The organism is Rhodococcus sp. HM1 (genome assembly GCF_023218075.1).
GTDB lineage: Bacteria > Actinomycetota > Actinomycetes > Mycobacteriales > Mycobacteriaceae > Rhodococcus.
Genome location: NZ_JALPTB010000021.1, coordinates 32,698 through 57,199, shown reverse-complemented (window position 1 = coordinate 57,199; position 24,502 = coordinate 32,698). Strand labels below are relative to the sequence as shown.

The following is a 24,502-nucleotide window of genomic DNA, read 5'->3' as shown; positions in this document are numbered from 1 at the left end:
GTAAACTATGTGATCTGGGTTATAACACACTGTACGGGATCGACGACAGTCCATGGAGGACACATGAAGGTACTGATCTACGGCGCAGGCGGGTTTCTCGGCTCCGCGCTCGTCCGGCGATTCGTCGCAGGTGGACACACCGTGCGCGGTCTGGTCCGTAACGACGAGGCCGCTGCCGCGCTCCGCGAGGCAGGGGCCGAGCCGGTGCTCGGTGACCTGCTTACCGATCCCGACGGCACCGTCGCACTCGCGAGTGACGCAGACGTCGTCGTGTACGCGGCACAGCTTCTCCTCGAACCCGAGCGGAGCACCATCGAAGCCCTGCTCGACACCCTCGCAGAATCGGGAAAGACGCTGATCTTCACCTCCGGCACCGGAGTGCTCTCGCAGCGCACCGACGGTGAGTGGAGCGAAGACACGTTCGCCGAGGACGACGAGTTCGTCCGCTCCAAGTACATCGGTGCCCGCGTCGACACCGAGAATCTCGTGCGCGCGGCCGGCGCACGGGGCATCCGCGGCATCGTCGTGCGGCCCTCGATGATCTGGGGCCACGGCCGCTCCCCCATGCTCGACGGCTTCCGCACCTCGATCGAAAAGACCGGCGCCGTCTGCTACATCGGCCGCGGCCTGAATCTGTATTCGAACGTGCACGTCGACGATGTCGCCGAGATCTACTACCTCGCGGCCGAGAAGGCCCCGACCGGCGCGATCTACCATGCGGTTTCCGGTGAAACGAATTTCCGGACCATCGCCGAGGCCCTCGCACGGCGCCACGGTGTTTCGGCCCGGAGTATCGATCTCGCCGAGGGCGTGGAGATCTGGGGCACCTTCGCCGCACTGATCGTCTTCTCGACCTGCAGCCGCACACGCGCACCCCGCGCCCGGCGCGAACTCGGCTGGCAGCCCCATCCCGACCGGCTCGATGTGCTGTCCGAAATCGACGTTCCCGCCAGCGCCATCTGACAGCCACCGCACCCGACCCGAAAGGATCCGGTGCGGTACTGCTGCGTGCAGTAGCGAATGTCAGTGACGCCCGCCGGCGACCACGAGCGTCTCGCCGGTGATGTAGGAGGACTCCTCGGACAGCAGGAACCGCACGACCGACGCGATCTCCTCCGGCGCTGCGCCCCGTCCCAACGGGATCGTCTCGACCATCGCGGCTCGCTGCTCTGCCGTCACCGTCTCCGATTGTTCGGTCAGAACCAGTCCGGGAGCCACGGCATTGACCCGGATGCCGTCCTTCGCGAACGCGAGCGCACACCCGCGGGTGAAGTTGTTCAGCGCGGCCTTCGTCGCGCCGTACGCGATCGTCGATGCGTTCGCCGAGACACCGTTGATCGACGAGATGTTCACGATCGCACCGCCACCCGCCGCGATCATCTCGTCCTTGACCGCCCAGGTCGTGAGATAGGGCCCACCGGCATTGGTGCGGAACAGCAGATCCCATCGCTGCGGTGTGAGTTCGTCGACCTCGAGCAATCGTGAATAGGCGGCATTGTTCACGAGAAATTCGACCGGACCACCGAATTCACGGCGCGCACCGGCCATGAACTCCGTCACGGATTCAGGGTCCGCCACGTCCACCTGCACGGCGACGGCCTCCCCACCCCCGTCGCAGATGGTGGCGACCGTAGCGTCGGCCTCGTCGGCCCTGGAACGGTATCCGACCACCACACGAGCGCCCGCGGCGGCGAGGTTGTCACAGATGGCACGTCCGATACCCCGGGCTCCACCCGTGACGACAGCGATCTTTCCGTCGAATCCGCGCGTGTCCGTCATCGCCCGAGAGGATCGAAGTGCCGGTCCGCGAGCACTCCCATTGCGGGACGCAGCGCCTGCGTCTCGCCGGCCACCTGCCGCAGGAGCACACCCACCGTGGTCCCGAGCGGCACCGTGCCCTCGAGGCACCGCTTCACCAGCTTGACGGTGCCTGCCGACACCGACGACGGCCGGTATTCGAGCACCGATTCGAGAGCGTCCAGGTCCTGCTGCTCGACGGCCGCCGACACAGAGGATGCCTCACGCAGGTACTTCAGGATTCGGGCCAAGCCCTTGCTGCGCTGGATCACGAACGGATCTTCGCTTCGTGGAACGATGATCTGCCGGATCTGCTCGAGCGCGGCGTCGTAGAGCCAGTCCCGCTCTCCCGGCGTCGACGGCACCGGATCGACTTCGGTGACCTCCACGCCCTCGACGTCGGCCAGGGCCTCGAGGAACAGTCTCCGGTGCAGCAGTCCGTACACGAGGCCATTGCCGACCTCACCCAACAGATCGGGCTCTGCACGTTTGCGGTGCCCGAGGATCACGATGCGCAGTTCGGCGAGCACCCGGTAGTAGCGGATCCGGTCGAGATCGATGGTGGTTCCGGCTGCCCGCGCGTAATCGTCGAACCGCTCGAGGAGGTTGGTGAACGGTTCCTGCACCGCGCGGACCGAGACCCATGCGAGATCGTCGTGCGGGTCGCCGAGGTGTCCCAGCTCGAGGTCGAGGACGGCGGTGACCTTGCCGTTCTCGAAGAGGAAGTTGCCCGGCCCGGTGTCGCCCTGCACGATCGCCACGGGTCCGTCGACGTCCGGCACGTGGCGGCGCACCCAGTCGAGCCCGAGATCGATCAACGGGTCGCTGGTCCCGGAGTCGCGGTAGACCTTCTCCCATGCGTCGATCTCGCGGTGGACGAGCACGCGCAGGTCCGCGTCGGGGTCCTGGTCCGGTAACCCGAGCCGGTGCGGATCTACGCGGTGCATCTCGGCGAGAATGCGTATGAAATCCGATGCGACGGAGACTCGTTGATCCTCGTCGTGTAGGCGGGAGAACCACGGCTGACCGGGTACGAGTTCGGACAGGGTGGCCTGTTCGGTCGGGTGCACCCCCACGATGTTCGGGACGGGCACCGCCGTGCCGCTCAGCGCCCGGAAGAACGCTGCCTCGCGGTGCAGGGTGAAATCGTCGCCCTTCTCCTCGGGGTCGAGACGGTCGTAGCGCAGGAACAGCGGGCGGATCGTGCCGTCCGCGCCGCGCACCTCCACCACCCATGCTTCTCTCCGGCCGCCACCGGGTCGCCGATCGGCCGAGACCACGGTGCCGTTCGCCGTCTCACAGATCCAGTCCACGAGATCTCGGGAGAGGTTGTTCGCTTCGGGCTCGGTCGTACTCCCTGTCGCAGTCGCCATCGTTTCGTCCTGCCCTCGAGCGGTCACCTATACCGCGCCCCACCGGATATGGTACAGATCACTTATATCACTTAGTTCTCTATCGGCAAGATCTCCACGATCTCGGAGCGTGCACATGACCTCGAACACCGTCGGCGACGCACCATTCCTCCCCGAAGACGACACCTACCACCAACTCAGCGACGACCCCCACGAAACGGAAACGACGTGGTGGTCGTTCAACGTCCCCGAACGGCGAATCGGTGGGTGGCTCCACGCCGCACACCTGCCCAACCAAGGCACCGTCAGGTGGCGTGTGTTCGCGTGGGACCCGCGCGGAGCCGACCCCGGACGCCTCGCGTACTTCCGCAACTCGGGACCGGTTCCGATGATCGACAATCCCGACCTGCGCGACATCACCTTTCCTGCCGGCGGCTTCAGCGTCAAAGCCCTGAATCCGACCATGGACTACCACATCGCCTACTCCGACCCGGCCGCAAAGTTCGCGATCGAGTTCGAACACTGCAGCGTGCACTCGCCTCAACGGTTCACGCCGGGTGAGGCGCCCGCAATGTTCAATCCCCACTTCGATCAACTCGGTCACCTCACCGGCGAACTCGTCCTCGACGGCGAGCGCATCGAGATCGACTGCCACTCCGTCCGCGACCGTACGTGGGGTCCGCGCGGTGGCGCGCACCTGCAGAGCCGCAAGCCCGAACACCTGCGGGGCGAATACACGGTTCGCGAACCCGGTGGACCGTCCTGGCGGCAGGTCGAGCGGCAACGCGGCCGTGGCCGCATCCAGTACATCTTCGGCCATGCCGGCGCCGAGACCGGTTTCCTGAGTTTCGTCCGCCCTCAGGACGGCGACGCCGCAGGATTCTCGCCGCTCAATGTCGGCTGGCTGTTGAAGGACGGGCGGTTCGAGCGTCTCGACAAGACGCGCAGCCGCATGCGGAACTATCGCGATCCCCGCACCGGGTGGAGCGCTCATATGGAGGTGCAGCTGGTCGACGTCACGGGTCGCACCATGGATGCCGAGGGTTTCGCCGTGAGCCACATGTGCGAACACGGCACCGGCGCCAACGCGCTGATGCGCTGGGAGTTCGACGGAAGAATCGGCTGGGGTGAAGATCAGGACGGCTGGAAACCCGACCACTTCGCCGAGCTCATGCGAGCCCTTCGTGATGTGGGCCGAACCGGGCACGCACACCAGTAGGGGAAAAGCGGAAATGTCTACATCGTCCCTCGCCGCTACGGCAACCGATCCCGCCTCCGTACTGCCCGTTCAATTGCGCTCGCGCGCCCGAGCCGAACCCGACCGACCGTTTCTCCTGGAGGTGACGGGCGGCAGCGCCACCTACGGCGCGACATGGGACGGCGTCTGCAGCTGGGCCGAGCATCTGAGAGACCTCGGTGTCGGGCCCGGCTGCCATGTCGCGACCTTGCTGCCACCTTCGATCGATGCCGCGATGGTCTGGATCGCCCTCGGTTGCCTGGGTGCGGTGGAGATACCGGTCAACCCCGACCTGAACGGCGCATTCCTCGAACATGTCCTCGACGATGCCGCGCCGATGCTGTGCCTGGCGCGACCCGAATTTGTCGATCGCATTCGAGACACCCGACCTGCGGTGCGGGTTCGGGCTGTCGAGCGTGGCGAGTGGGAGACACTGGATGCAGCCACCACCGAGATTCGGACGCTGCCGTCACCGAGCGACATCGCGTGCGTGATCTACACCTCCGGCAGCACGGGTCCGGCCAAGGGAGTGGTGCTGGATTGGGCGCAGTTCGCCACCACCATCGACCGGATTCCCCTCGGCCCCGACGACGTGACCTACAACTGTCACCCGATGTTTCACGTGACCGGAAGAAGTCCGCTGGTCACCATGTGCAGCACAGGTGGCAGGGTCGTGTTCCGCGAGAAGTTCTCGGCCAAGGCCACAATGGACGACGTGCGCAGGTTCGGATGCACCACAGGCACCTTCCTCAGCGCGCTCCTGCTGCCCTTGCCGCCACGGGACGACGACGCCGACAACCCACTCGAGGCCGTGTTCGCCGGCCACAATGTCGCCCTCGCCGCGAAGTTCGCCGAACGATTCGCAGTGAAGTGCTACGACCTCTACGGTTCCACCGAGGTCGGCTTCCCGCTGGTCCTGAGCAACCCACCCGACCTCGAACGCACATGGTGCGGACGCGTCCGCGACGGCTATCGCGCACAGGTGGTGGACGAGCACGGACAACCAGCCGCCGATGGCGTACCGGGAGAACTCTGGATCCGGCCCGACGACCGCCTCATGATCATGGTCGGTTACCTCAACCAACCGGAGGCGACCGCACGCGCTCTGAACGGCGGCTGGTATCACACGGGCGATATCGTCATTCGCCATCCTGACGGCAACTTCGAGTTTCTCCATCGAGCCGGGGACACGATTCGACGGATGGGCGAGAACATTTCGACCACCGCCGTCGAGGCAGTGATCGACGAGCACCCGCAGCTTTCCGGTTGCGCGGTGCTAGGAGTTCCCGATCCCATTGCAGGACACGAGGTTCTGATTGCAGCGGAGGTCGTCGAGAATTCCCCACTGGACGAGCCCACTCTCTACGAGTGGCTGACGAGTCGCCTCCCCAAGCACACGCTCCCGAAGTATCTCACCTTGACCGACGCGTTGCCTCGCACTCCGACAAACAAGGTTCTCAAGACTGGGCTGCTCGACACCATCGAGCTGACCGGCGTGTGGAGCCCTCCGACCCGGCGACGCTGACTCGGAGGGCTCTCGACTGCCTGCGGTCCCGGGGACCGACTCAGCCGATGGGAAAGTCTCCCAGGTTCCACGTGCCCTCGGTCCCCCGCGACCAGCCCGACGCAGCCCACGTACCACCGTCCACGGGAAGGGTCGCGCCCGAGATGTACGACGCGAGGGGCGAGCACAGGAAGGCGACGGCCGTACCGCATTCGGAGATGCGACCCTCACGCCCGAGGGGAATGTAGCGGTCCATTGCGTCCTGGAGTGCCGGCTCGCGGACGAGGAAGGCTGATTCGTCGATCGGTCCGGTACGCTGCCCGTGGTTCCCGGGCGTCACGGTCTGGTCGGGCGTGATCGCATTGACGCGGATGCCGTCCGCGGCGAGCTCGAGTGCCATCGTGCGTGTGAAGCTGAGCATGCCCGCTTTGCACGCCGCGTACACCGCGAAGTTCGGTGCAGCGCGGGTTCCCTCGATGCTGCTGACGTTGACGATCGAACCGCCCTGGGCGCCGCGCCGCATGAGGGGGACAGCGGCCGAGGTCGCGGCGAGCATACTGACGAGATTGATGTCGATGTGCCGCCGCCAACTACGCTCGCTCTGGTCGACGAACGCGCCGCCGCGAACACCGCCGGCATTGTTGACCAGGATGTCGAGGCGACCGAATTCACTGTCGGCACGCTCGACGGCGTTTCGCACCTGGTCGGTGTCCATGACATCGGTCTGCACCGCCAGCACCTTGCGGTCGCACGCGCGAATGAGCTCGGCGGTCTGTTCGGCGCGCTGCGGATCGATTTCGGCGAGGACGATGTCCGCGCCGGCCTCGGCGAGCGACAGCGCAATCCCCCGCCCGATCCCGCCGCCGCCGCCCGTCACCAGCGCGACCTGGCCTGTCAGATCGACCGTCATACCAACCATGTGCACCACTTTCCTTCAACGGGGACGCGCCGCCCGCCGGGTCGGCAGGCGGCGCGTGCTCCGTGCTTCACTGTCATTCGGTGACCGTGAGGTACCTCAAGTCGTAGGGACCCCATGTGGTCGCGTAGTCCATCTCGGTACTGAAGTTGCCGACCTTGTCGCTCATCACCCACGGGTAGGTAACCCAGACGACCGGAACTCCCCACGCTTCTTCGGTGAGGTACTTGTTGAGCTCGACCTTGCTTGCCGTGCGCTCGTCCTCGGTGCGCCGAGAATCTGTCACCTCAGCGATCAACGTGTCATATTCGGGGGTCGTGCCCGCAGGGTTCTGGGTCGGCCCGATGCGTGTGTTGAGTCCGGCCGCGAAACTGATACCGGCAGAGGAGAACCCGATCAGCAGCGGATAACGCCCGGACGCAAATTGGGTGTACACTTCGACGCCGTCGAGCACACGGGGCTCGAACCGGATACCCGCGGCTGCAAACTGCTCCTGCACGACATCGACCATGCCGGGTGTCGTCGCCGACGACACTGCGATTTCACCGAGATCGATTCCGTTCGGATAACCCGCCTCTGCGAGGAGCGCCTTGGCCTTTTCCGGATCGTACGGGTAGATGTCCTCGAGACTCTCGTCGAACCCGGCGAGCCCCTCGGGGACGAACTGCCACCGCACGCGGGAACCCGGGTACAGGGCCTCCGTGATCGTCTCCCGGTCGAGAGCGTGGTTGAGCGCCTGGCGCACCCGCAAATCCTCCAGTGGCTTCGCATTGCGGTTGATCGCGATCTCCATACCGACACCGTGCTCGACGGGAACGGTGACGAGGCCGTCACGACCCTCGACTGCTGCGACGTTGCCGGGCTGGAACTGGCCGATGTCGATCTGACCGCCGGCGACGGCGTTGGTGAACGCCTGAAAATCTGGGATACCCGTGTGTTCGATGCGGGCGGGCTTGGCGGCGTCGGCATCCCAGTAGTCGTCCCGGTCGCGCACCAGCACAAGTTTCTCGCCGGGGGCCCACGACTCGATGCTGTACGCACCGGATCCGTCGGCTGTCGTGCTGGGATCACCGCTCTCGAACAACGGCGGGTTCATGATGAGACCGGCCACTCCGGCAAGCAGGTACGGCAACTGATCGGTGGGCTTACCCAACGCGATGGTGACCTCGTACGGCCCCGTCGCACTCACCTCGGAGATCGCCGACAACGAGCGCTTGACCACCGGCGACTCGAGGGTGCGCGCACGATCGAGATTTGCCTTCACCACCGCTGCATCGAGTGGCGTGCCGTCCCGGAAGGATGCATCCTCGCGGAGCGTCAGAACGAGCCGACTGCCGTCATCGTTGTAGGTCCAGTCGGTGACCAGCATGCCGTCGGGCTTGCCCTCATAGTCCACCGTGAACAACCGGTCGTAGATATTGTTGAGCCCGAAACGGAACGACGCGAGGTCGGAGGTCGCCATATGCGGGTCGAGCGTGGTCACCGCCTGGGTCCACCCCACCGACAGGGTCGCATTGGTGTCCACTGCACCCTGTCCCGCAGCGGCGGAGGATTCGGAACTGCCGCATGAGGAAACCAACGCGGCCACAGCCACACACGCAACCGTGGTGACTGCCCAACGACTTCGGAACATGAAAGTCCTTTCGCGGATCGGGTTCGAATGCGAGCACGGAGTGCGATCGTGCAGTCGTGCAATGGAATGCAGGCCTCGAAATTTCCGAAAGATTATGATCTTCGCTGGAAACACTAACCCGCAGTGTCACACATCACAATACCCGGCGCGTCCGTGTTATTCGGAAACTTCTTCGCTACCAATGCTCTTCATCGAGTCAAGAAGAAACTCGGCAGATCCGTCGACGACCACAGCCCCCGAGGAATCGAGCAGTTCGAGGCCGAGTTCGACACGTGCGTCGTCCCCACTACCCCGAATTTCGCGCACCACCGCATGCGCAGTCAGCACTTCTCCGCGGTACACGACCTTGCGGAATCGGGTCCGGAACCGTCTCACCGACCGGGTGCCGAAGAGGTCGGTGCAATACGCGGCCAGATACCCCGCACCGAGCATGCCGACGCTGAACGACGCGGGATACCCCGCTGCTCGTGCCATTTCGTCGTCATGGTGCATCGGGTTCAGGTCACCACTCGCGCCCTGATATCGCACGATGTCGGTCATCGTGAGGGGCCCGAACTCGCGGGGCGCAAACTCTTGTCCCGCTTCGATGCCAACGTCCGAAGTGGTCATGCCGAACCTCCCACCGAAGTGAGAAAGGCGGAGGTGTAATGACATTCCGCCCTGAGCTCTCCGGCCGAATCCGTGAAGGTCACGGTGAAGCGCACCAGCGCCATCGATCCCGACCGCCTTTCCTTGAGATCGACCGAATCCAGCCGCAATCCGGTGTCCACCGTCTCGCCGGCGTGCAGTATCTCGCCGTGGAATACATATTCCTGCTCGAGTGACAGGAGTCGGCGAACATCGGGAACCACGCCGATCGCCGCACATCCGGCGCGGGTTTCGGGGAGGTCGAAGACGCGTGGAAGGTCGTCCCAGAAAACTACGGTGGCAAGGAAGGTCGGCGGTATCGGAGCGAACGGGTCGTCCAGGTATTCCGCTCGGGAGGCACCCGTCGCTGCGGCGTACTCGCGGATCTTGCCGCGCTCGATCGGCATCACGGCCATGAGTACCCCTATCCCGCGACCCGGGCGGCCGGAGCCGGGCGGAAGGTCCGCATGCTCGGATGCGCGGCCGGTATGGCCGAGAGCAGCGTCCGGCTGTATTCGTGTGTGGGATCGGCGAACAGCGTGGCTGCGTCGTTGCACTCGATGATCTCGCCGCGCTTCATCACCGCGATGCGATCGGCAATGACTCGTACGAGCGACATGTCGTGCGAAATGAACAGGTACGCGAGATTGCGTTCGGACTGCAGTTCACGCAGGAGGTTGATGACGTGCGACCGGATGGACATGTCGAGTGCCGCCACCGGTTCGTCGCACACGACGATCTCCGGATCAGTCACCAGCGCCCGGGCGATGGCGACGCGCTGGAGCTGACCGCCCGACATCTCGTACGGGTAGCGCTCGAGGTGGTGCGCCGCGAGACCGACACGATCGAGCAGTGCGGCGACCCGCTTGTCGCGATCGGATGCGCTGTAGCCGCCCTGCGACAGCATCGGCTCGGCGATCGAATACTTGATCTGGGCACGGGGATTGAGCGACTTGAACGGATCCTGGAAGATCATCGTCGCCCGGCCCCGAACCTTGCGCAGCTCGGACCGTCCCATTGCGGTGATGTCGTCCCCGAGCACCCTGATCGACCCCGAGTTCGGCTCGATCAGCCGCAGCGCCAGCCGCCCCACGGTCGATTTGCCGGCACCGGACTCGCCGACGAGCGCGAGCGTCTCGCCGCGTCGTACCTCGAGGCTCACTCCACGCACCGCATCGACGGTCTCGGTCACGCGGCCGAGCAGATTGCGTTTGGCTGGATACGATTTCGTCAGTCCCTCGATGACCAGGGCTGCAGTACCGGTGGACGTCGGATCGTTGCTCCGTGCGCCGGTCATGGTCGTTTCACTCATAGAACGCGTCCTCCAGCGAAATCTCGTCGGTGCGGACGCAGCGCACGAGATGGTCGGTACCGATGGTCGACAACGGGATGTAGTCCGTCGTGCACTCCGCGCGGGCATATGGGCACCGGGGTGCGAAGCGGCACGACTCGACGAACTCGTGCGGCGGTGGCACACGGCCGGGGATGACACCCATCTTCTCGGCGTGCCTGACCGGATCGGGCATCGCGTGCAGCAGGCCCGCGGTGTAGGGGTGGCGCGGGTTGTCGAACAGTTCGAGGATCGGTGCGTCTTCGACGATCCGCCCCGCGTACATCACCGCGGCCCGGTCGCACACCTCCGCGACAACACTGAGATCGTGGGTGATGAGCAGGACGCCGAGCCCGAGCTCTAGCTGCAGTTCGTGGATCAGGCCGAGCACCTGCCGCTGCACCGTCACGTCGAGAGCGGTGGTGGGCTCGTCGGCGATGAGCACATCCGGATCGCACGACAGCGCCATCGCGAGCATGACGCGCTGGCACATGCCACCGCTGAACTCGTGTGGGTAGGCGTGCGCGCGCTTCGCCGGCTCGGGGATGCCGACCCGGTCGAACAATTCGACTGCGCGGGCCCACGCGTCCTTACGCGAGCACTTGCGGTGCCGGCGGACCGCCTCGGCGACCTGGTCACCCACGGTGAAGGCCGGGTTGAGGCTGCGTCGCGGTTCCTGGAAGATCATCGCGACCTCGGCGCCGCGAACCCCGTCGAGTTGCTTCTCCGACAAGCTGTTCAGGTCCCGGTCGTTGACGACAACCGAACCGGAAACCCGGGCATTTCGGGCCAGCAGGTGCATGATCGCAAGCGAGGTGACCGTCTTGCCCGAACCTGATTCGCCTACCAATCCTACTGTTTCGCCCTTGCGGACGCTGAACGCGACGTTGTCGACGATGCGCGTCCACCCGTGATCAGGGGTCTTGAAGTCGACGCACAGATCGTCGACCTTCAGAACGGTGTCCTGTTCGAGTGCCTTCTCGGTGGTGATGGTCATGCCTTGCTCCCGCCTTGGCTGCCGACTGCGTCCCGCAGGCTGTCGCCGAACAGCGACAACATCAGGATGGAAACAACGATCACGACGCTGGAGGGAATGATGGTCCAGCCGTTGATCGCAAGATTGTCGAATCCCTCCTTGACCATCGAACCCCAGCTCGCCGTCGGCGGTTGCACGCCGAGCCCGAGGAAGCTCAGACCGGATTCGGCGACGATCGCCACGGAGGCGCCGAAGGAGATCTGAATGAGCAGCGGCGAGACGATGTTCGGTGCCACGTGGCGCGCCATGATCCGGATCGGTCCGGCACCGCCCGAGCGGGCGGCTTCCACGTAGTCCTCGTTGATGATCTCTCGGGTGCTGACACGCACGAGCCGGAAGAACCGAGGGGCGAGGAGCACACCGATCGCGATCATCGCGTTCGTCAGGCTCGGTCCGAGAGCTCCCACGATTGCCACTGCGAAGAGCAGTGGTGGGAGCGACAGCAGTACGTCGGACACTCGGCTGGTGAAGGAGTCGAGCACACCACCGAGGTAGCCGGCCATCAGACCGAGGCTGGCGCCTACGACGATGCCGATGCCCACTGCGAGGGCGGCCGCCGCCAAGTCGACACCGGTGGCGACCATGAGCCGGCTCAGGATGTCGCGTCCGACGGCATCGGTGCCGAGCCAGTATTCGCTGCTGGGACTTTCGAGTCTGTTCAGCAAACTTTGGGCCGAGGGGTCCTTCGGCGTCCAGAACTGTGCCAGTACACCGATGAATACGAGGAACATCAGGCCCGCGAGACAGAACATGCCGACGCGATCCTGCATGAGCCGCTTCATCGTCCGGCCCGGCGTGTACGAGAACAGCGTCTTGGCGCTCTTCGCGTTCGTCACTGTAGTGGTCATTTGTTGCGAATCCTCGGGTTCAGATAGCCGTACGAGATGTCGACGAGCAGGGTGACGAGCAGGACGATCACGCCGCTGACGAGGACGACACCCTGCATCGTCGGAATGTCGCGGTTGATGACGGCAGTAACTCCGAGCTGACCGAAACCCTGGATGTTGAAGATCGCCTCGATGATGACGGCGGCACCGACGACGCGGCCCACGTTGAGGCCGAGCATGGTGATGTACGGAACCGAAGCGTTCTTCGCCGCGTGCTTACATACGAGCGCCATCTTGCTCAGCCCCTTGGCGCGTGCGGTCCGGATGTAGTCCTGTTCCAGCGCTTCGATCATGGAGCCGCGTGCCTGGCGCGTGAGTTCGGCGAGGCTGATTGTGGCGACCGCAATCGCGGGAAGTGTGGCGTACATCAGCCATTCCCCCAGTCCGTCGCTCATCGGTGCATAACCGGTGGGCGGAAAGATCTGCAGGCCACCGAGGGCAAACCACTTCACCAGGATGGCGGCGAGCACGAACGGCGGAACCGCCAGGAGGAACACCGAACTGCCGGTGAGGAGCCGGTCGTATGCGCTGTCACGCTTGACTGCGGCAAGGATGCCGAGCGGGATGCTCAGGAGGACGACCATGAGCATCGCGAACAGTCCGATGGACAAGGTCCTGGGGAGCCTGCGGGCGATCACTTCCGTAACGGGTTCGTTCGTCGCGAACGATGTTCCGAGGTCGCCCTGCAACGCGTTCCACACGTAGGACAGGTACTGCTGCCACACCGGCTGGTCGAGTCCGAGTCGCTGCCGGACCGCCTCGATCGCTTCGGGTGAGGCATCGGCGCCGGCGATGATCGCAGCGGGGTCGCCGGGCGCGATTTCAACGAGTAGGAACACGATGACCGTCAGGATCAGAAGCATCGGCACGACCGTCAGTAGTCGTGATGCCATGAACCGCAACATGGAAAACCCTTCGTTCGGCTGGGCGTGGGGTTTGGGCGCGCCCTGCGTTCGAGCACAAGCGAGAAATTCGACGGGTCGAAGTGGTGGGTGTGCACGCCGCGTCCTGACTATTGTGAGGCGCGCCACTTAGGTTGTCAACACTACTTAGTTAACTAAGTGCCACTCCATCGGAAGTAGAAGAGTCGGTGCCGCGAACACCGAGATGTTCGCGGCACCGACTGCAGATCGTGTGCTGTTCAGTTGCCTTCAGGCGCCGATTCAGTCCGTTACGGGGCGAAACACCGGTAGCTTCCACCCGTCGGAGATAGGGGAGAAACGCACCTCGACGTCCATCCCGATTACCACTTCGTCGGGATCGATGTCGACAACGTTCGTCACCAGCCGGGCCGGGGCGGCACCTTCGAGATCGATGACCGCGCCGACGACGGTGATGTCGGGCAGGCCCGGGAAGCCGTGCACGACCGCGAAGCTGTACACGGTGCCGCGGCCGGACAGTTCCGGCCACTTCTTTTCCGTGGACTGGCATTCGGGGCAGAACGGGGTGGGAGGCATCCGGAAGTGCCCACAATCTGCACACTGGCACGCGACGAGGCGCTCTTCCTTGGCCGCTTGCCAGAAGGGTTCGGTGTGCGGATCGGTCGTGATCTTGACGGTCTCGCCGGGCAACGGCGTAGCTACGATGTCGCTCATGCCGCACGTCCCAGGATCAGACCGCTGACGGGCAGCGACGCGGGACCACCGGTCGCAAGCGCGAACTCGGCGTCCTCGACCTGATTGATCGCAGTGCCTCGCATCTGCTCCACCGCCTCCATGATGTGTGTCATTCCGATGATGTAGGCCTCGGACAGCTGACCGCCGTGTGTATTGACCGGGATCGAACCGCCGTCGTACCGGATGGCGCCACTCTCGACGAAGGCACCACCTTCGCCGCGCTCACAGAATCCGTAGTCCTCGAGCTGCATGAGCACCATGGGTGAGAAGTGGTCGTAGAGCAGTGCGACATCGATGTCCTTGGCGGACAGGCCCGACTGCTCGTACAGACGCTTCGCGATCGGTGCGTTGCCGGCCGACGCGAAGTACTCGTCGGGCATCCCGTACCACGCGAACGCGCGACCCCACTCACGACGACCACCGTGCGCAACAGCGACGACCGGGACGGGCTTCTGCCGCAGATCCTTCGCACGGTCGACACTCGTGGTGATCACTGCGACCGCGCCTTCGGTCTCCATGCAGAAGTCGTACAAGCACAACGGATCCGCGATCATGCGTCCGTTGAAGTACTCCTCCTTGGTGAGGGGATTCTTCTGGATGGCCTTGGGGCGATTGAGCGCATTCTGGCGCTCCGAGATGGCGATCTCGGCGAATGCATCGCGCGTGGTGCCGTACAGGTGCATGTGACGACGCGCCAGCACCGACATCAAGTGCCCCGGGCCGGCGAGACCGGACGGTTGCAGGAAGGAGTTGGTCGGATTCGGGGCGCTCGCTGCGAACACCGTGCCGAGACGCTGCTTCTGCTGCTGCAGCGCCATGACCGTGACCACCGTGGTCGCCTCACCGGCGACGATGGCGGCGCGCGCCAGGCCGATAGCTCCGGCGGAGCCACCTCCACCGGAGGTCAGCGAGGCAGTGAAGGTGACCTCGGGGATACCGAGGGTTTCCATGAAGTCGGCGGTGTCCATCTTGTCGCCGTAGCCGGCACCCGCGCCCGAGTAGTAGGCGAAACCGTCGATGTCCTTCACCGAGATTCCCGCGTCCTCGCACGCCGCGAGGATCGCCTTACCGGCAAGCTCCGTAATCGTTTGGGGCGCAGATCCTCCACGCTTGTAATAGGGGGTGGCTCCGACACCGACGATGGCGACATCCCGCAGGCCGTTGCTCAAGACAGCTTCTCCGTTCGGTAATTCCGGTCGGTCGAGGAACCAATAGCGAGCGCCAACGGCACCCGCGTGGAGCCCGTACCGGCTTCACACGCATGTCATCGCGAAAACATACCAATGACGTGTATCACATAGTAAGCTATGAGTCATAGTAACACCAGCGTCAGCCGATAGTGGGCCGATGGTCCCACCATGACGGTCGACTGCATCCCTCGAGCGAGTGCCCTGCGACTCCCTCGCCTGTTCCCGGAGGTAATTCGTGGCCGATGAATCGATCGCACCGATTTTCGACTCGCTCGACACCGCATCGTCGCGTCCGGTACGTACGCCCAAGACGGCCGAATTGGTGGCATTGAGGCTGCGGCGCATGATCGTCGACGGTCAACTCGCCGACGGCGATCGGCTACCGCACGAGGCCGAACTCATGGAGCACTTCTCCGTGAGCAGACCGACCCTGCGCGAAGCCGTGCGAGTACTCGAATCCGAACGGCTCGTCGAAGTACGGCGCGGTTCACGGTCCGGCGCGCGGGTGTGTGTACCCGGTCCCGAGATTGTTGCCCGGCCGGCGTCACTACTTCTCGAACTGTCCGGCGCCACGGTTGCCGATGTGCTCGTCGCCCGGGAGGCACTCGAGCCGCACGCTGCGCGACTGCTCGCGCTGACAGGAAGTGACGCCGAATTCGACGAACTCGAGCGCATGGTCGACGAGGACATTCCCGCGTCCTACGCCGCGGACACGCTCTCCGCGGGATCCGCAGCGTTTCACCTGCGACTGGTGCAGATGTGCGGAAACGCCACCCTCGCCCTGCTCGCAGGGATGATGCACGAGATCTTCGAACGGCACGTGGAAGCGGTCACAGCCGAGAAGAACCGACGGGACCACGAGAGGTACGAGAGCAACTTCCTGCTTCTGATCCGATCGTGCCGTCGGCTGATCAAGCTCCTGCGCGCACGCGATGCCGACGCCGCCTACGACCACTGGCAGCAGCACATGACGGTATCGCGAGGTTCCCTGCTCCTCGGCCACGAGTCGACGCAGGTTCGTGACGTTCTGGACTGAGGTCGCCTCACCACATCGAACGCCGGCCACCATCGCAGCGCGAGGGTGGCCGGCGTAAGTACTTCGCGCTCAGGATTTTCCGAGTAGACGATGGGTGAGTTCACGGAACTGTGGGGAACAGAGCAGGTGGCCCTGCCGCGCGCCCGCGTCGTCGAAGTTCTCCTCGGCCGGCCAGGCCGCCTTCCGCGCGAGCGCGGCGTACTCGCCGAGCACGCGGCGATCGACGTACGACAGTGCTTCGACGCGGGCGAAGGCCGCGGACAATGCGTCCGGTTCCCCGCGTTCGGCCAGGCCCAGTTCCACCGCACGCTCGCCGGTGATGCGCTCCTGTGCCGCGAGCAGTTGCCACAGTAGGTCCGGCGCAATGCGGTGGAGCAGTGCGACCCCGCCGGTTCCGGCGATCAAACCGGCGCGGGCCCATCCCTGCATGAGGAATCCGTCAGGGCCGACGAACCGCATGTCGCACGCGAGCGCGAGATCCATCCCGAGCCCGACAGCCGCGCCGTCGACGGCGGCGATCGTGGGGATCGGACAGTCGCGCAGTGCGCGCACCATGCCCTGCACACGGCTGTAGATGGTGTGGTGAATCTCCTCGGGCGTCAGCGTGCGGCCGAGTTCGGCGAAGTACGGCAGGTCCCCACCCGCGGAGAAGGTGCCCTCCCCGGTCAGGACGAGTGCCCTGGCATCTGGCTCGGACCCGGCGGCGGTGATGGCATCGGAGACGATGACGGCGTCGTCCGCCGACAGGGCGTTGCGCTTGTCCGTCCACCGCAGAGTCACTACAACTGCACCGTTACGGAGTTCGGTGGTTACCGGCATGTGGTCCTCGTTCGTGCATGTCGTAGGCGGATATGGATGACCCGCCGGGGCCGTCTGAAGGCCGTGCCCCGGCGGGTTGATCGGGTGGAACGATCAGACCTGTGCAGCCCGACGCTTCTCCGCACGCAGTTCGCCGCTGCGCTTGAGCATCTGCGCTGCGACACGCTCGAGCTCCACCGGTGCGGTCGGCAGGACCGCCAATCCGGTTTCGCGGCTCGGCAGCGAGATCGTCGCGGTGGCCGGGCACGTGACCTCACCGCGCTGGCTGGTGCCGCGCAGTTCGACGTCGACGAGGTAGCGGTCGCCCTCGATGCGCTTGCCGACGACCTCACCGGTGAAGATGTGCGTGTCGCCCAGATAGTTGAACTTGCGCATCTGGCTGGACATGGTCTCGAGCCAGCCCTCGTCGCCGATCCAATCCGTGAGGAAGTGACTCAGCCAGCAGTCACGCATCATGCCGTAGTCGTATGCGGCAGGCAGACCGATCGAGCGGGCATACTCGCTGTCCCAGTGGATGCGCTGCGCCACATCCGGGATGCCCTGCTCGTTCGGGATGTAGAACGGAGCGATGCGCTGGCGGTTCTTGTAGGCCAACCGGCTGGACGACGGCGTGTACGGCGCGAAACCGTAACCACCCGAATGGAACACGACCATGTCCGTGGTGGTCAGCGGCCCCTTCGCCATGGTGCCGAGGCTCGCACCGACCTCCACGTCCTCGAAGTAGCGGGTGTTCGCGCCCCGTCGGACCTCGGCCGCGTAGATCTCGTCGATCTTCGCGATGTCCTCGGGTGTGTAGGACGCCGGCTCGATGGCGTCGTACTTCTTGCGCTTCTTCGACTCGTGGCGCTCGGTGTGGATGGTGATCACACGCTGCGTCTGCACGACCTCGGCACGCTGGTTGAACTGCACGTGGATGCGCGTGACGATGAGCGAACGGCCGGCGAACTCGGATTCCTTGAGTTCGACGTTCTCGAAGCCCTGGAACGAGTAGAGGGTATCGCCGTCGTAGACCGGCCGGTACCAGTCGGTGGTGGTGCCCGAGACGAACACGTGGATGCCGCGGAACGACGGACGACGCTGCTCCTTCGGCACCGGATCCGCGAGCAGGTCCTTGGTGAGACCGATGTTGATCATCGGCGGTGCAATCTGCCCACCCCAGCGGGTGTCGAGGCCGTATTCCTCGTCGACGAACAGCGGATTGTCGTCGCCGTAGCTGCGTGCAAAGTTGCGCATGATGTCCGGGGTCGCACGGGTGTACTGCTCCCGCTGCGTCACCGCGTGATAGACGCCGACCAGATCGCGCGCGCGCTGGATGTCCTCCTCGCGGAACGTATAGATCTCGGGCTTGGAATCCGTCGTCTGCGACGAGCTCATGGAGTACCTCCGTGGTCGATGGAGCGCCGCGACCGTGCCCGGCGCTTCGAAGCGGCTGAGTGGGCGGGCGTGTGATCCGCCTCGCCGGTCGCTCTTACAGTAGGTGCACTTAGTCATAGATGTAAAGCTATTGAGGAAGATAACTCGAAGAGACAGGGGCGTAAGGACGTAATCTCGGACCATGACCAATCGAGAAGCTGCGTCCCTCGGCGCAGTGTCGGGTTCCGTGCGCATCCCGAAGACGGCCGAACTCGTCGCCGACCGCCTCCGGACGGAGATCGTGCGCGGTCAGCTGAAGGAAGGCGACACTCTCCCACCGGAAACCACCCTCATGGAGGAGTTCGGGGTTTCCCGTCCCACACTGCGCGAGGCTTATCGGTTGCTCGAAGCCGAATCCCTCATCCAGCTCAAGCGCGGTGCGCGCGGTGGAGCCGTCGTGTCGGTTCCCGATATCTCCGTGGCGTCGCGCTACGTCGGATTGATCCTGCAGATGAGCGGTACCACTGTCGATGAAATCCATGAGGCCCGTATCCTTTTCGAGCCTGCCTGCGCGCGGCTGTTCACAGAGCGGCGCACCGACGACGACCTCGACGACCTGCACGCGTGCATCGATCGGATGCGCGCAGTCACCGAGCAGGATCTGGACTCGAACAAAGCTCCCGAAATGTGGGCCGAGTTGACCGGCACATTCCAAGCCATCATCACCGAGCGATGCGGTAACAACGCCCTCAGCGTCCAGGCCGGCGTGCTTCGCGACATCGTCAGAACACACCAGAAGTACGCCCTGGACCGAGGCGCCCAACGTGAAGGTACCTGGCCGGCCTTCCGCCGCAATCTCCGCTCGTACGAAAAGCTTGTCGATATCGTCGCAGCCGGAGACGGATCGGCAGCCGAAGAACACTGGGCCGCGCACCTGCGTTCGGTCGGAAAGATTCTGTTCGGACGTGGCGCGGGCCGAGCATCTATCGTCGAACTGTTCGGCTGAGATACATCGGTCCGGCCGGCGCTGCGCCGGCCGGACCGATATGCATGAAACTCAGACCTGTGCGGACTGCTCCTGCTTGACGAGACGGTCCACCACGTGCCTGCGTACGAGCTTCCCGGTCTCGGTCCGAGGAAGTTCGTCCCAGTACACGATGCGATCGGGGGTTTTGCTGCTGCGCAGCGAATCCCGCACGAACGCACGTAGATCTTCGGCATCGACCGGGGCGCCGGGCCGGAGAACGACTGCCGCCTCGATGCGCTGTCCCCACTCGTCGTCGGGAACGCCGACAACGGCAACATCCAGGACGTCCGGATGTCGCAGGATGACGTCCTCGATCTCGGCGGGCGCGATGTTCTCCGCGCCGCGGATGATGGTGTCGTCCACCCGGCCCCCCACGAAGAGGAAGCCTTCCTCGTCGACATAGCCCTTGTCGCGGGTATCGAAGAATCCGCGCTCGTCGACCATCCGGCCGATGCCGGCGTATTCGGCGGAGACCTGGTCGCCGCGGACGCAGATACGTCCCATCACACCCGGTTCGAGCACGCTGTCGTCGAAGTCGCGGATCTCGAGGTCGATACCGGGTACGACCTGTCCGACCGAGCCGAGCCGCGCCCGGACCGACTCGTCGTCGCTCGCGAGCGCCGCTCGATGGTCGTCGGGTCCGAGAACCGCGATGGTGGAGCTGGTTTCGGTGAGGCCGTACGCGTTGACGAACCCCGTCTCGGGCCACATCTGCAGGGCACGCTCGATGACCTTCGCAGGCATGGGAGCACCGCCGTACGCCAGACCGCGCAGGCTCGGAACACTCTTGTCCGCGTCGGACTCGACGATGCGCGCGAGCATCGTGGGTACCACGAGTGCGTTGGTGATCTCCTCGCGGCGAACCGTGTCGAGCCACTGATCCGGGGTGAACTGCTCGAGCACCATGGTGCGTCGTCCGGCGTAGAGGTTGGTGATCACGTTCGCGACCGCAGCGATGTGGTACGGCGGGACACTGACGAGCGCGGCGTCGGTCTCCTCGGCCGAGGCGAACTCGACCGACCCGAACACATACGAGGTGAGATTCTCGTGCCGGAGCAACACGCCTTTCGGCGCCGAGGTGGTTCCGGAGGTGTAGATAACCACAGCTGGCGCGTCGGTATCTACATCATCGTCCTCGTCGAACGCGGTGTTCGTCGACGACGCAAGGCTCTGGATCCATTCCTGAGGTGAGAAGACCGTCAGTCCTGCTCGCTCGAGAGCCTCCGCCTGAGTGATGTCGGCGATGCCGAGTGCACGGGGGTGGTTCGCGAGCAGCCCGTCGAGCTGTTCGCGGCCGAGCCGGTAGTTGACCGGAACGAGCGGAACACCGGCGCGGGCTGCCGAGAACATGGCCACGGGGAACGCCGGGCCGTTGACCGCGAGATACACAACGGAGTCGGCTCCCGCTTCACGGATCGCGGCGGCACCGGCGACCGAGAGTTCCTGCAGTCGCGCCGCCGAGATACCGAGATCGCGGCTTCCGACCACGATGCGGTCGCCGAAGCCGTCTACCGCCATGTCCAGCAACATCGTGAGATTCATTCGTCACTCCGCTCGAGGAATCGATTCACCGACACCGGTGTCAGTCCGAGGACGGCAGCGGCTTGGCCGCCTTCAGGGGCAGCGCGCGGCCGTCGAGTTCGAGCCTGCCCTTTCCGGGCTTGGTGCACAGAACCTCGATTCCGGCTTCGTCATCGGCGTAACGCTTGCCCAGTTCTGCGCCACCGATGTACGCGGGGTCGATCGACGAGCCGTCCCCTTCGCCCTTCTTGCCGACTACCATGTCGACCCCGCCGCAGGTCAACGACACATCCGTCTTGGGTGCGCGGACCACGATGACGGTGGTGGTGTCGACGGAACTGGCCAGCGACTGACCGACTTTGAGAATCACGATTCCTCCATTGAGCAAGTTCTGCAGTCAAGCCGCATCTCCGGCTCGACGATGTCACTTCGGTGGCTGTTCACTACTGCCATTGTCAGAGTAGCGTCCGTCACATAGTTTAGATAGTACTATAAGTGACCTAACATACGACTAGTCACCACACACAAGATCCCGGCACACCACCACCTTCGCGTGGCGACCCGAACCGTACATACCGACACCAGGAGTCTGAATGAACATCAGCGGAAAGAAAGCCGTCGTCGTCGGAGGCGCCTCCGGAATGGGCAGGGCCACCGCGGAGGCACTCGCCGCACAGGGCGCCCAGGTCGCGATCCTCGATCGCGAGAGCAGTAACGGCAAGGAGATCGCCACCGCAATCGGCGCCACCTTCTACCCCGCCGACATCACCGACTTCACCGGCGTCGAGGAAACACTCGCCGCAGCCGTCACCGAGCTCGGCGGGCTCCACGTCATCGTCACCACCGCGGGCGGAGGCACAGCCAAAAAGACCCTCGGACGCAGCGGCCCGCACGATCTCGAGACCTTCCGCCAGGTCGTCGACCTCAACCTGATCGCCACGTTCAACCTCAACCGCCTCGCCGCCGCCCACATGGCGAACAACGAACCCGAGGACGACGAGCGCGGCGTCATCATCAACACCGCCTCGATCGCCGCCTTCGAAGGCCAGATCGGACAGGTCGCCTACACCGCTGCCAAAGCCGGCATCGCCGGCATGGCCCTGACCATGGCCCGCGACCTGGGCTCCTACGGCATCCGCGTACTCGCCATCGCGCCGAGCCTGTTCGCCACCGGTGCCACCGCCGCAATCCCGGACGACCGCGTCGCGCCCCTGGTCGAAGATGCGGCTTTCCCCAAGCGCATGGGCCGCCCCGAAGAATACGCGAAACTCGCACTCGCAATCGTCGACAACGCCATGCTCAACGGACAGTGCCTGCGTCTCGACGCCGGCCAGCGATTCGCACCGCGCTGATCGAGACCAGCACTCGACGACAACACACCTAGGAAGAGCCCTCATGCCACTCGCGATCACCGACGACCACCGCGACATCGCGGATGCAGTCCGGTCGTTCCTTACGGGCCACGGCGCCGCGACACTCGCGCGACGCGTACTCGACGACCCGAACACCGATACAACCTCCCTCTGGAAGCAGCTCGCCGAACTCGGCTGGCTCGGCCTGCACCTGCCGTCCCGCTTCGGCGGCGAAGACGTCGGTCTGCCGGAAGTGGCGATTGTTGCCGAGGAGCTCGGCCGCTTACTGGTCCCCGTCCCGTTCCTGGCATCCGTAGCAACCTCCGCGACCGTTGCCGCCGCCGGGAACGATGAGCAGAAGTCGCGTTGGCTGCCGGGTCTTGCAGATGGCTCGACCCTTGCCGGGCTCGGCATTGCCGGGTCGCTCTCCGCATCCGGCACAACGATCTCCGGTGACGCCGGCCTCGTCGTGGGTGCCGTCGGTGCCGACGTGCTCGCCCTCGTCGTTGAGGACGACCTCGTACTCGTCTCGCCCGACGACTCGGCCGTCACCATCATCCCGGCTTCCGATTTCGAGCCGACGCTGCGTCTTGCGCACGTGCTCCTCGACAACGCGACGGCATCAGCCGTCGTGCTCGGGGCCGCCGGCCGGGCTCGCCACATCGCCCGGACACTCGCCGCAGCAGAATCCGCAGGTGGTGCCCGCGCGACGCTCGACGCAGCGCTGGACTACGCGAAGGTGCGGGAACAGTTCGGGCGGGCCATCGGCTCGTTCCAGGCAATTAAACACCACCTTGCGAATATGCTCGCGACCAGCGAGCTCGCAGTCGCCGTCGCATGGGATGCCGCGCGCGCCGGAACGGAAGGCGAGCAGGCCGTACTCGCACTCGACGCCGCTCGCGCGCTCGCGTTCGATTCGTATATCTCCAACGCGGAGAAGAGCATTCAGATACACGGTGGTATCGGGTTCACGTGGGAGCACGACTGCCACCTGCACCTCCGCCGCGCGCAGACCCTGCGGGCACTGTTCGGTGAGCCCGACTCCGCGCTCGATTCGATCGTGGAATCGGGGACGGCAGGGGTGCGACGCCATTTCGCGGTGGATCTGCCTGCCGAGGCCGAGACCTTCCGTACCCAGGCCCGCGAATTCGCCGAGCAGTACCAGGCAGCGTCCGAAGCGGATCGCCGCGCGCTGCTCGTGGACTCCGGTTACCTCATGCCGCACTGGGCGAAGCCATACGGCCGCGCTGCGTCCCCTGTGGAGCAGCTCGTCATCGACGAAGAATTCGACGGAGTCGATCTTCCCAACCTGGGTATCGGTGCGTGGATCCTGCTCACACTCACCCAGCACGGCAACGCCGAGCAGATCGAACGGTGGATCCGGCCGGGTCTGATGGGCGATCTCGTCTGGTGCCAGCTGTTCTCCGAGCCCGGCGCGGGTTCGGATGCGGCGGCGGTATCGACGCGCGGCGTGAAGGTCGACGGCGGTTGGCGGATCACCGGGCAGAAGGTGTGGACGTCCAACGCGCAGAACTGCAACCGTGGCCTCGCGACGATCCGCACGAACCGGGACGTCCCGAAGCACAAGGGCATCACCGCTGTGGTCGTCGACCTGAATGCACCCGGCGTGACGGTGCGACCCCTACGCGAGATCACGGGCGACGCCGTGTTCAACGAAGTGTTCTTCGACGACGTGTTCGTTCCCGACGAGGACGTGGTGGGAGCGGTCGACAACGGGTGGACGGTGGCCCGCGCAACGCTCGGCAACGAGCGCGTATCCATCGGTGGTGGAAGCACGGGCGGCGAGGAACGCTCCGCCTACATGCTGCTCGACGTCGCCGAGAAGTACGCTGCCGGAGATGTCGCGACGACGCGCGCTGTCGCCGAGCTCGTGGCACGCGAACAGGCGATGGGTGTCCTCAACGTCCGGAACGTCGTGCGGGCTGTGGCAGGTGGGGAGCCCGGCCCCGAAGGCAGCATCAGCAAGATGCTCGTCGCCGAGCACTCGCAGCACGTCGGAGAATTGGCACTGCGCATCGCCGGCCCAGCGGTGGTGGCCGGGGACGAGCCGTCCCTTGCGTACAGCTACCTGATGTCCCGGGCCATGACGATCGCCGGTGGCACTTCCGAGGTCAACCGCAATGTGATCGCCGAGCGGATACTGGGTCTACCGCGCGAGCAAATCGCGAACTAGAACCAGAGTTGTCGGTGCCGGGCGCCGGGGTGGGTAGAGTTACCTGTTCCGGCGCCCGGCACTTGTTTATCGGCG

23 protein-coding genes are annotated in these 24,502 nt (G+C 64.9%); 7 read left to right on the top strand and 16 right to left on the bottom strand.

The window, feature by feature from the left end; translation table 11 throughout:
* Positions 1–63: 63 nt before the first annotated feature.
* Positions 64–963 carry an NAD-dependent epimerase/dehydratase family protein gene (locus M1M07_RS13255; RefSeq protein WP_229580870.1) on the top strand — a complete coding sequence of 300 codons (900 nt, stop codon included), beginning with the start codon at positions 64–66 and terminating at the stop codon, positions 961–963.
* Between the two features lie 60 nt (positions 964–1,023).
* Here M1M07_RS13255 and M1M07_RS13250 read toward each other — a convergent pair whose 3' ends face one another.
* Positions 1,024–1,779 (bottom strand): SDR family NAD(P)-dependent oxidoreductase, encoded by a 756-nt coding sequence (locus tag M1M07_RS13250; RefSeq protein WP_085470495.1) that lies wholly within the window; start codon positions 1,777–1,779, stop codon positions 1,024–1,026.
* Positions 1,776–3,170, bottom strand: a complete 1,395-nt coding sequence (locus M1M07_RS13245) for a phosphotransferase family protein (protein ID WP_085470494.1) — start codon at positions 3,168–3,170, stop codon at positions 1,776–1,778. Before M1M07_RS13245 ends, M1M07_RS13250 begins: the two co-directional genes overlap by 4 nt.
* Positions 3,171–3,285: 115 nt before the next feature.
* Between M1M07_RS13245 and M1M07_RS13240 the strand changes: the two genes are divergently transcribed.
* Positions 3,286–4,368, top strand: coding sequence for a hypothetical protein (locus tag M1M07_RS13240; RefSeq protein WP_085470493.1), 1,083 nt, complete (start codon positions 3,286–3,288; stop codon positions 4,366–4,368).
* 13 nt (positions 4,369–4,381) lie between these two features.
* Positions 4,382–5,911 (top strand): class I adenylate-forming enzyme family protein, encoded by a 1,530-nt coding sequence (locus M1M07_RS13235; RefSeq protein ID WP_248674472.1) that lies wholly within the window; start codon positions 4,382–4,384, stop codon positions 5,909–5,911.
* Positions 5,912–5,951: 40 nt separating this feature from the next.
* Here the strand turns inward: M1M07_RS13235 and M1M07_RS13230 are convergent, their stop codons facing one another.
* The 10 genes from M1M07_RS13230 to M1M07_RS13185 all read right to left on the bottom strand — a co-directional run bounded on the left by M1M07_RS13230 (position 5,952) and on the right by M1M07_RS13185 (position 15,104).
* The gene (locus M1M07_RS13230) at positions 5,952–6,809 is read right to left on the bottom strand and encodes an SDR family NAD(P)-dependent oxidoreductase (RefSeq protein WP_248674470.1); all 858 of its coding nucleotides are present in this window, start codon (positions 6,807–6,809) and stop codon (positions 5,952–5,954) included.
* A gap of 73 nt (positions 6,810–6,882) precedes the next feature.
* Positions 6,883–8,331, bottom strand: a complete 1,449-nt coding sequence (locus M1M07_RS13225) for an ABC transporter substrate-binding protein (protein WP_186455123.1) — start codon at positions 8,329–8,331, stop codon at positions 6,883–6,885.
* Between the two features lie 264 nt (positions 8,332–8,595).
* Entirely contained in the window at positions 8,596–9,048 is a 453-nt protein-coding gene (locus M1M07_RS13220) for a MaoC/PaaZ C-terminal domain-containing protein (RefSeq protein ID WP_248674469.1), read from the bottom strand.
* Positions 9,045–9,473 (bottom strand): MaoC family dehydratase N-terminal domain-containing protein, encoded by a 429-nt coding sequence (locus M1M07_RS13215; protein ID WP_248674467.1) that lies wholly within the window; start codon positions 9,471–9,473, stop codon positions 9,045–9,047. The genes M1M07_RS13220 and M1M07_RS13215 overlap by 4 nt, the downstream gene beginning before the upstream one ends.
* A gap of 17 nt (positions 9,474–9,490) precedes the next feature.
* Positions 9,491–10,378, bottom strand: a complete 888-nt coding sequence (locus M1M07_RS13210) for an ATP-binding cassette domain-containing protein (protein ID WP_228525476.1) — start codon at positions 10,376–10,378, stop codon at positions 9,491–9,493.
* Positions 10,371–11,393, bottom strand: a complete 1,023-nt coding sequence (locus M1M07_RS13205) for an ABC transporter ATP-binding protein (RefSeq protein ID WP_085470486.1) — start codon at positions 11,391–11,393, stop codon at positions 10,371–10,373. Before M1M07_RS13205 ends, M1M07_RS13210 begins: the two co-directional genes overlap by 8 nt.
* Complete coding sequence (locus tag M1M07_RS13200) at positions 11,390–12,280, bottom strand: ABC transporter permease (protein WP_085470485.1); 891 nt, start codon at positions 12,278–12,280, stop codon at positions 11,390–11,392. Before M1M07_RS13200 ends, M1M07_RS13205 begins: the two co-directional genes overlap by 4 nt.
* Positions 12,277–13,212, bottom strand: coding sequence for an ABC transporter permease (locus M1M07_RS13195; protein ID WP_179161847.1), 936 nt, complete (start codon positions 13,210–13,212; stop codon positions 12,277–12,279). The genes M1M07_RS13200 and M1M07_RS13195 overlap by 4 nt, the downstream gene beginning before the upstream one ends.
* A 270-nt stretch (positions 13,213–13,482) precedes the next feature.
* The gene (locus tag M1M07_RS13190; protein ID WP_248674465.1) at positions 13,483–13,914 is read right to left on the bottom strand and encodes a Zn-ribbon domain-containing OB-fold protein; all 432 of its coding nucleotides are present in this window, start codon (positions 13,912–13,914) and stop codon (positions 13,483–13,485) included.
* Positions 13,911–15,104, bottom strand: a complete 1,194-nt coding sequence (locus M1M07_RS13185) for a thiolase (protein ID WP_085470482.1) — start codon at positions 15,102–15,104, stop codon at positions 13,911–13,913. Before M1M07_RS13185 ends, M1M07_RS13190 begins: the two co-directional genes overlap by 4 nt.
* Before the next feature lie 256 nt (positions 15,105–15,360).
* On the opposite strand from M1M07_RS13185, the gene M1M07_RS13180 reads away from it, so the two are divergent.
* A complete protein-coding gene (locus M1M07_RS13180; RefSeq protein WP_145691463.1) occupies positions 15,361–16,161 on the top strand; it encodes a FadR/GntR family transcriptional regulator in 801 nt (266 codons plus the stop codon).
* Positions 16,162–16,230: 69 nt separating this feature from the next.
* Here the strand turns inward: M1M07_RS13180 and M1M07_RS13175 are convergent, their stop codons facing one another.
* Positions 16,231–16,980 (bottom strand): enoyl-CoA hydratase/isomerase family protein, encoded by a 750-nt coding sequence (locus M1M07_RS13175; protein WP_085470480.1) that lies wholly within the window; start codon positions 16,978–16,980, stop codon positions 16,231–16,233.
* 93 nt (positions 16,981–17,073) lie between these two features.
* Entirely contained in the window at positions 17,074–18,354 is a 1,281-nt protein-coding gene (locus tag M1M07_RS13170) for a MaoC family dehydratase N-terminal domain-containing protein (RefSeq protein ID WP_248674463.1), read from the bottom strand.
* A gap of 181 nt (positions 18,355–18,535) precedes the next feature.
* Between M1M07_RS13170 and M1M07_RS13165 the strand changes: the two genes are divergently transcribed.
* Entirely contained in the window at positions 18,536–19,339 is an 804-nt protein-coding gene (locus M1M07_RS13165; RefSeq protein ID WP_282582023.1) for a FadR/GntR family transcriptional regulator, read from the top strand.
* Positions 19,340–19,390: 51 nt separating this feature from the next.
* Here M1M07_RS13165 and M1M07_RS13160 read toward each other — a convergent pair whose 3' ends face one another.
* Positions 19,391–20,902 carry a class I adenylate-forming enzyme family protein gene (locus M1M07_RS13160; RefSeq protein ID WP_248674460.1) on the bottom strand — a complete coding sequence of 504 codons (1,512 nt, stop codon included), beginning with the start codon at positions 20,900–20,902 and terminating at the stop codon, positions 19,391–19,393.
* A gap of 40 nt (positions 20,903–20,942) precedes the next feature.
* On the bottom strand, positions 20,943–21,248 hold the full coding sequence (locus tag M1M07_RS13155; protein WP_248674513.1) for a hypothetical protein: 306 nt from the start codon (positions 21,246–21,248) through the stop codon (positions 20,943–20,945).
* A gap of 226 nt (positions 21,249–21,474) precedes the next feature.
* Here M1M07_RS13155 and M1M07_RS13150 point away from each other — a divergent pair, with 226 nt between their 5' ends.
* Complete coding sequence (locus tag M1M07_RS13150) at positions 21,475–22,233, top strand: SDR family NAD(P)-dependent oxidoreductase (protein ID WP_248674459.1); 759 nt, start codon at positions 21,475–21,477, stop codon at positions 22,231–22,233.
* Between the two features lie 43 nt (positions 22,234–22,276).
* Positions 22,277–24,427, top strand: a complete 2,151-nt coding sequence (locus M1M07_RS13145; RefSeq protein ID WP_248674458.1) for an acyl-CoA dehydrogenase — start codon at positions 22,277–22,279, stop codon at positions 24,425–24,427.
* The last annotated feature ends 75 nt before the right edge of the window (positions 24,428–24,502 follow it).

Coding starts and splice junctions, on each gene's coding strand:
- M1M07_RS13255 (WP_229580870.1), top strand. CDS start 64: ATGAAGGTACTGATCTACGGCGCAGGCGGGTTTCTCGGCTCCGCGCTC.
- M1M07_RS13250 (WP_085470495.1), bottom strand. CDS start 1,779: ATGACGGACACGCGCGGATTCGACGGAAAGATCGCTGTCGTCACGGGT.
- M1M07_RS13245 (WP_085470494.1), bottom strand. CDS start 3,170: ATGGCGACTGCGACAGGGAGTACGACCGAGCCCGAAGCGAACAACCTC.
- M1M07_RS13240 (WP_085470493.1), top strand. CDS start 3,286: ATGACCTCGAACACCGTCGGCGACGCACCATTCCTCCCCGAAGACGAC.
- M1M07_RS13235 (WP_248674472.1), top strand. CDS start 4,382: ATGTCTACATCGTCCCTCGCCGCTACGGCAACCGATCCCGCCTCCGTA.
- M1M07_RS13230 (WP_248674470.1), bottom strand. CDS start 6,809: ATGGTTGGTATGACGGTCGATCTGACAGGCCAGGTCGCGCTGGTGACG.
- M1M07_RS13220 (WP_248674469.1), bottom strand. CDS start 9,048: ATGACCACTTCGGACGTTGGCATCGAAGCGGGACAAGAGTTTGCGCCC.
- M1M07_RS13215 (WP_248674467.1), bottom strand. CDS start 9,473: ATGCCGATCGAGCGCGGCAAGATCCGCGAGTACGCCGCAGCGACGGGT.
- M1M07_RS13210 (WP_228525476.1), bottom strand. CDS start 10,378: ATGAGTGAAACGACCATGACCGGCGCACGGAGCAACGATCCGACGTCC.
- M1M07_RS13205 (WP_085470486.1), bottom strand. CDS start 11,393: ATGACCATCACCACCGAGAAGGCACTCGAACAGGACACCGTTCTGAAG.
- M1M07_RS13200 (WP_085470485.1), bottom strand. CDS start 12,280: ATGACCACTACAGTGACGAACGCGAAGAGCGCCAAGACGCTGTTCTCG.
- M1M07_RS13195 (WP_179161847.1), bottom strand. CDS start 13,212: ATGGCATCACGACTACTGACGGTCGTGCCGATGCTTCTGATCCTGACG.
- M1M07_RS13190 (WP_248674465.1), bottom strand. CDS start 13,914: ATGAGCGACATCGTAGCTACGCCGTTGCCCGGCGAGACCGTCAAGATC.
- M1M07_RS13175 (WP_085470480.1), bottom strand. CDS start 16,980: ATGCCGGTAACCACCGAACTCCGTAACGGTGCAGTTGTAGTGACTCTG.
- M1M07_RS13170 (WP_248674463.1), bottom strand. CDS start 18,354: ATGAGCTCGTCGCAGACGACGGATTCCAAGCCCGAGATCTATACGTTC.
- M1M07_RS13165 (WP_282582023.1), top strand. CDS start 18,536: ATGACCAATCGAGAAGCTGCGTCCCTCGGCGCAGTGTCGGGTTCCGTG.
- M1M07_RS13160 (WP_248674460.1), bottom strand. CDS start 20,902: ATGAATCTCACGATGTTGCTGGACATGGCGGTAGACGGCTTCGGCGAC.
- M1M07_RS13150 (WP_248674459.1), top strand. CDS start 21,475: ATGAACATCAGCGGAAAGAAAGCCGTCGTCGTCGGAGGCGCCTCCGGA.
- M1M07_RS13145 (WP_248674458.1), top strand. CDS start 22,277: ATGCCACTCGCGATCACCGACGACCACCGCGACATCGCGGATGCAGTC.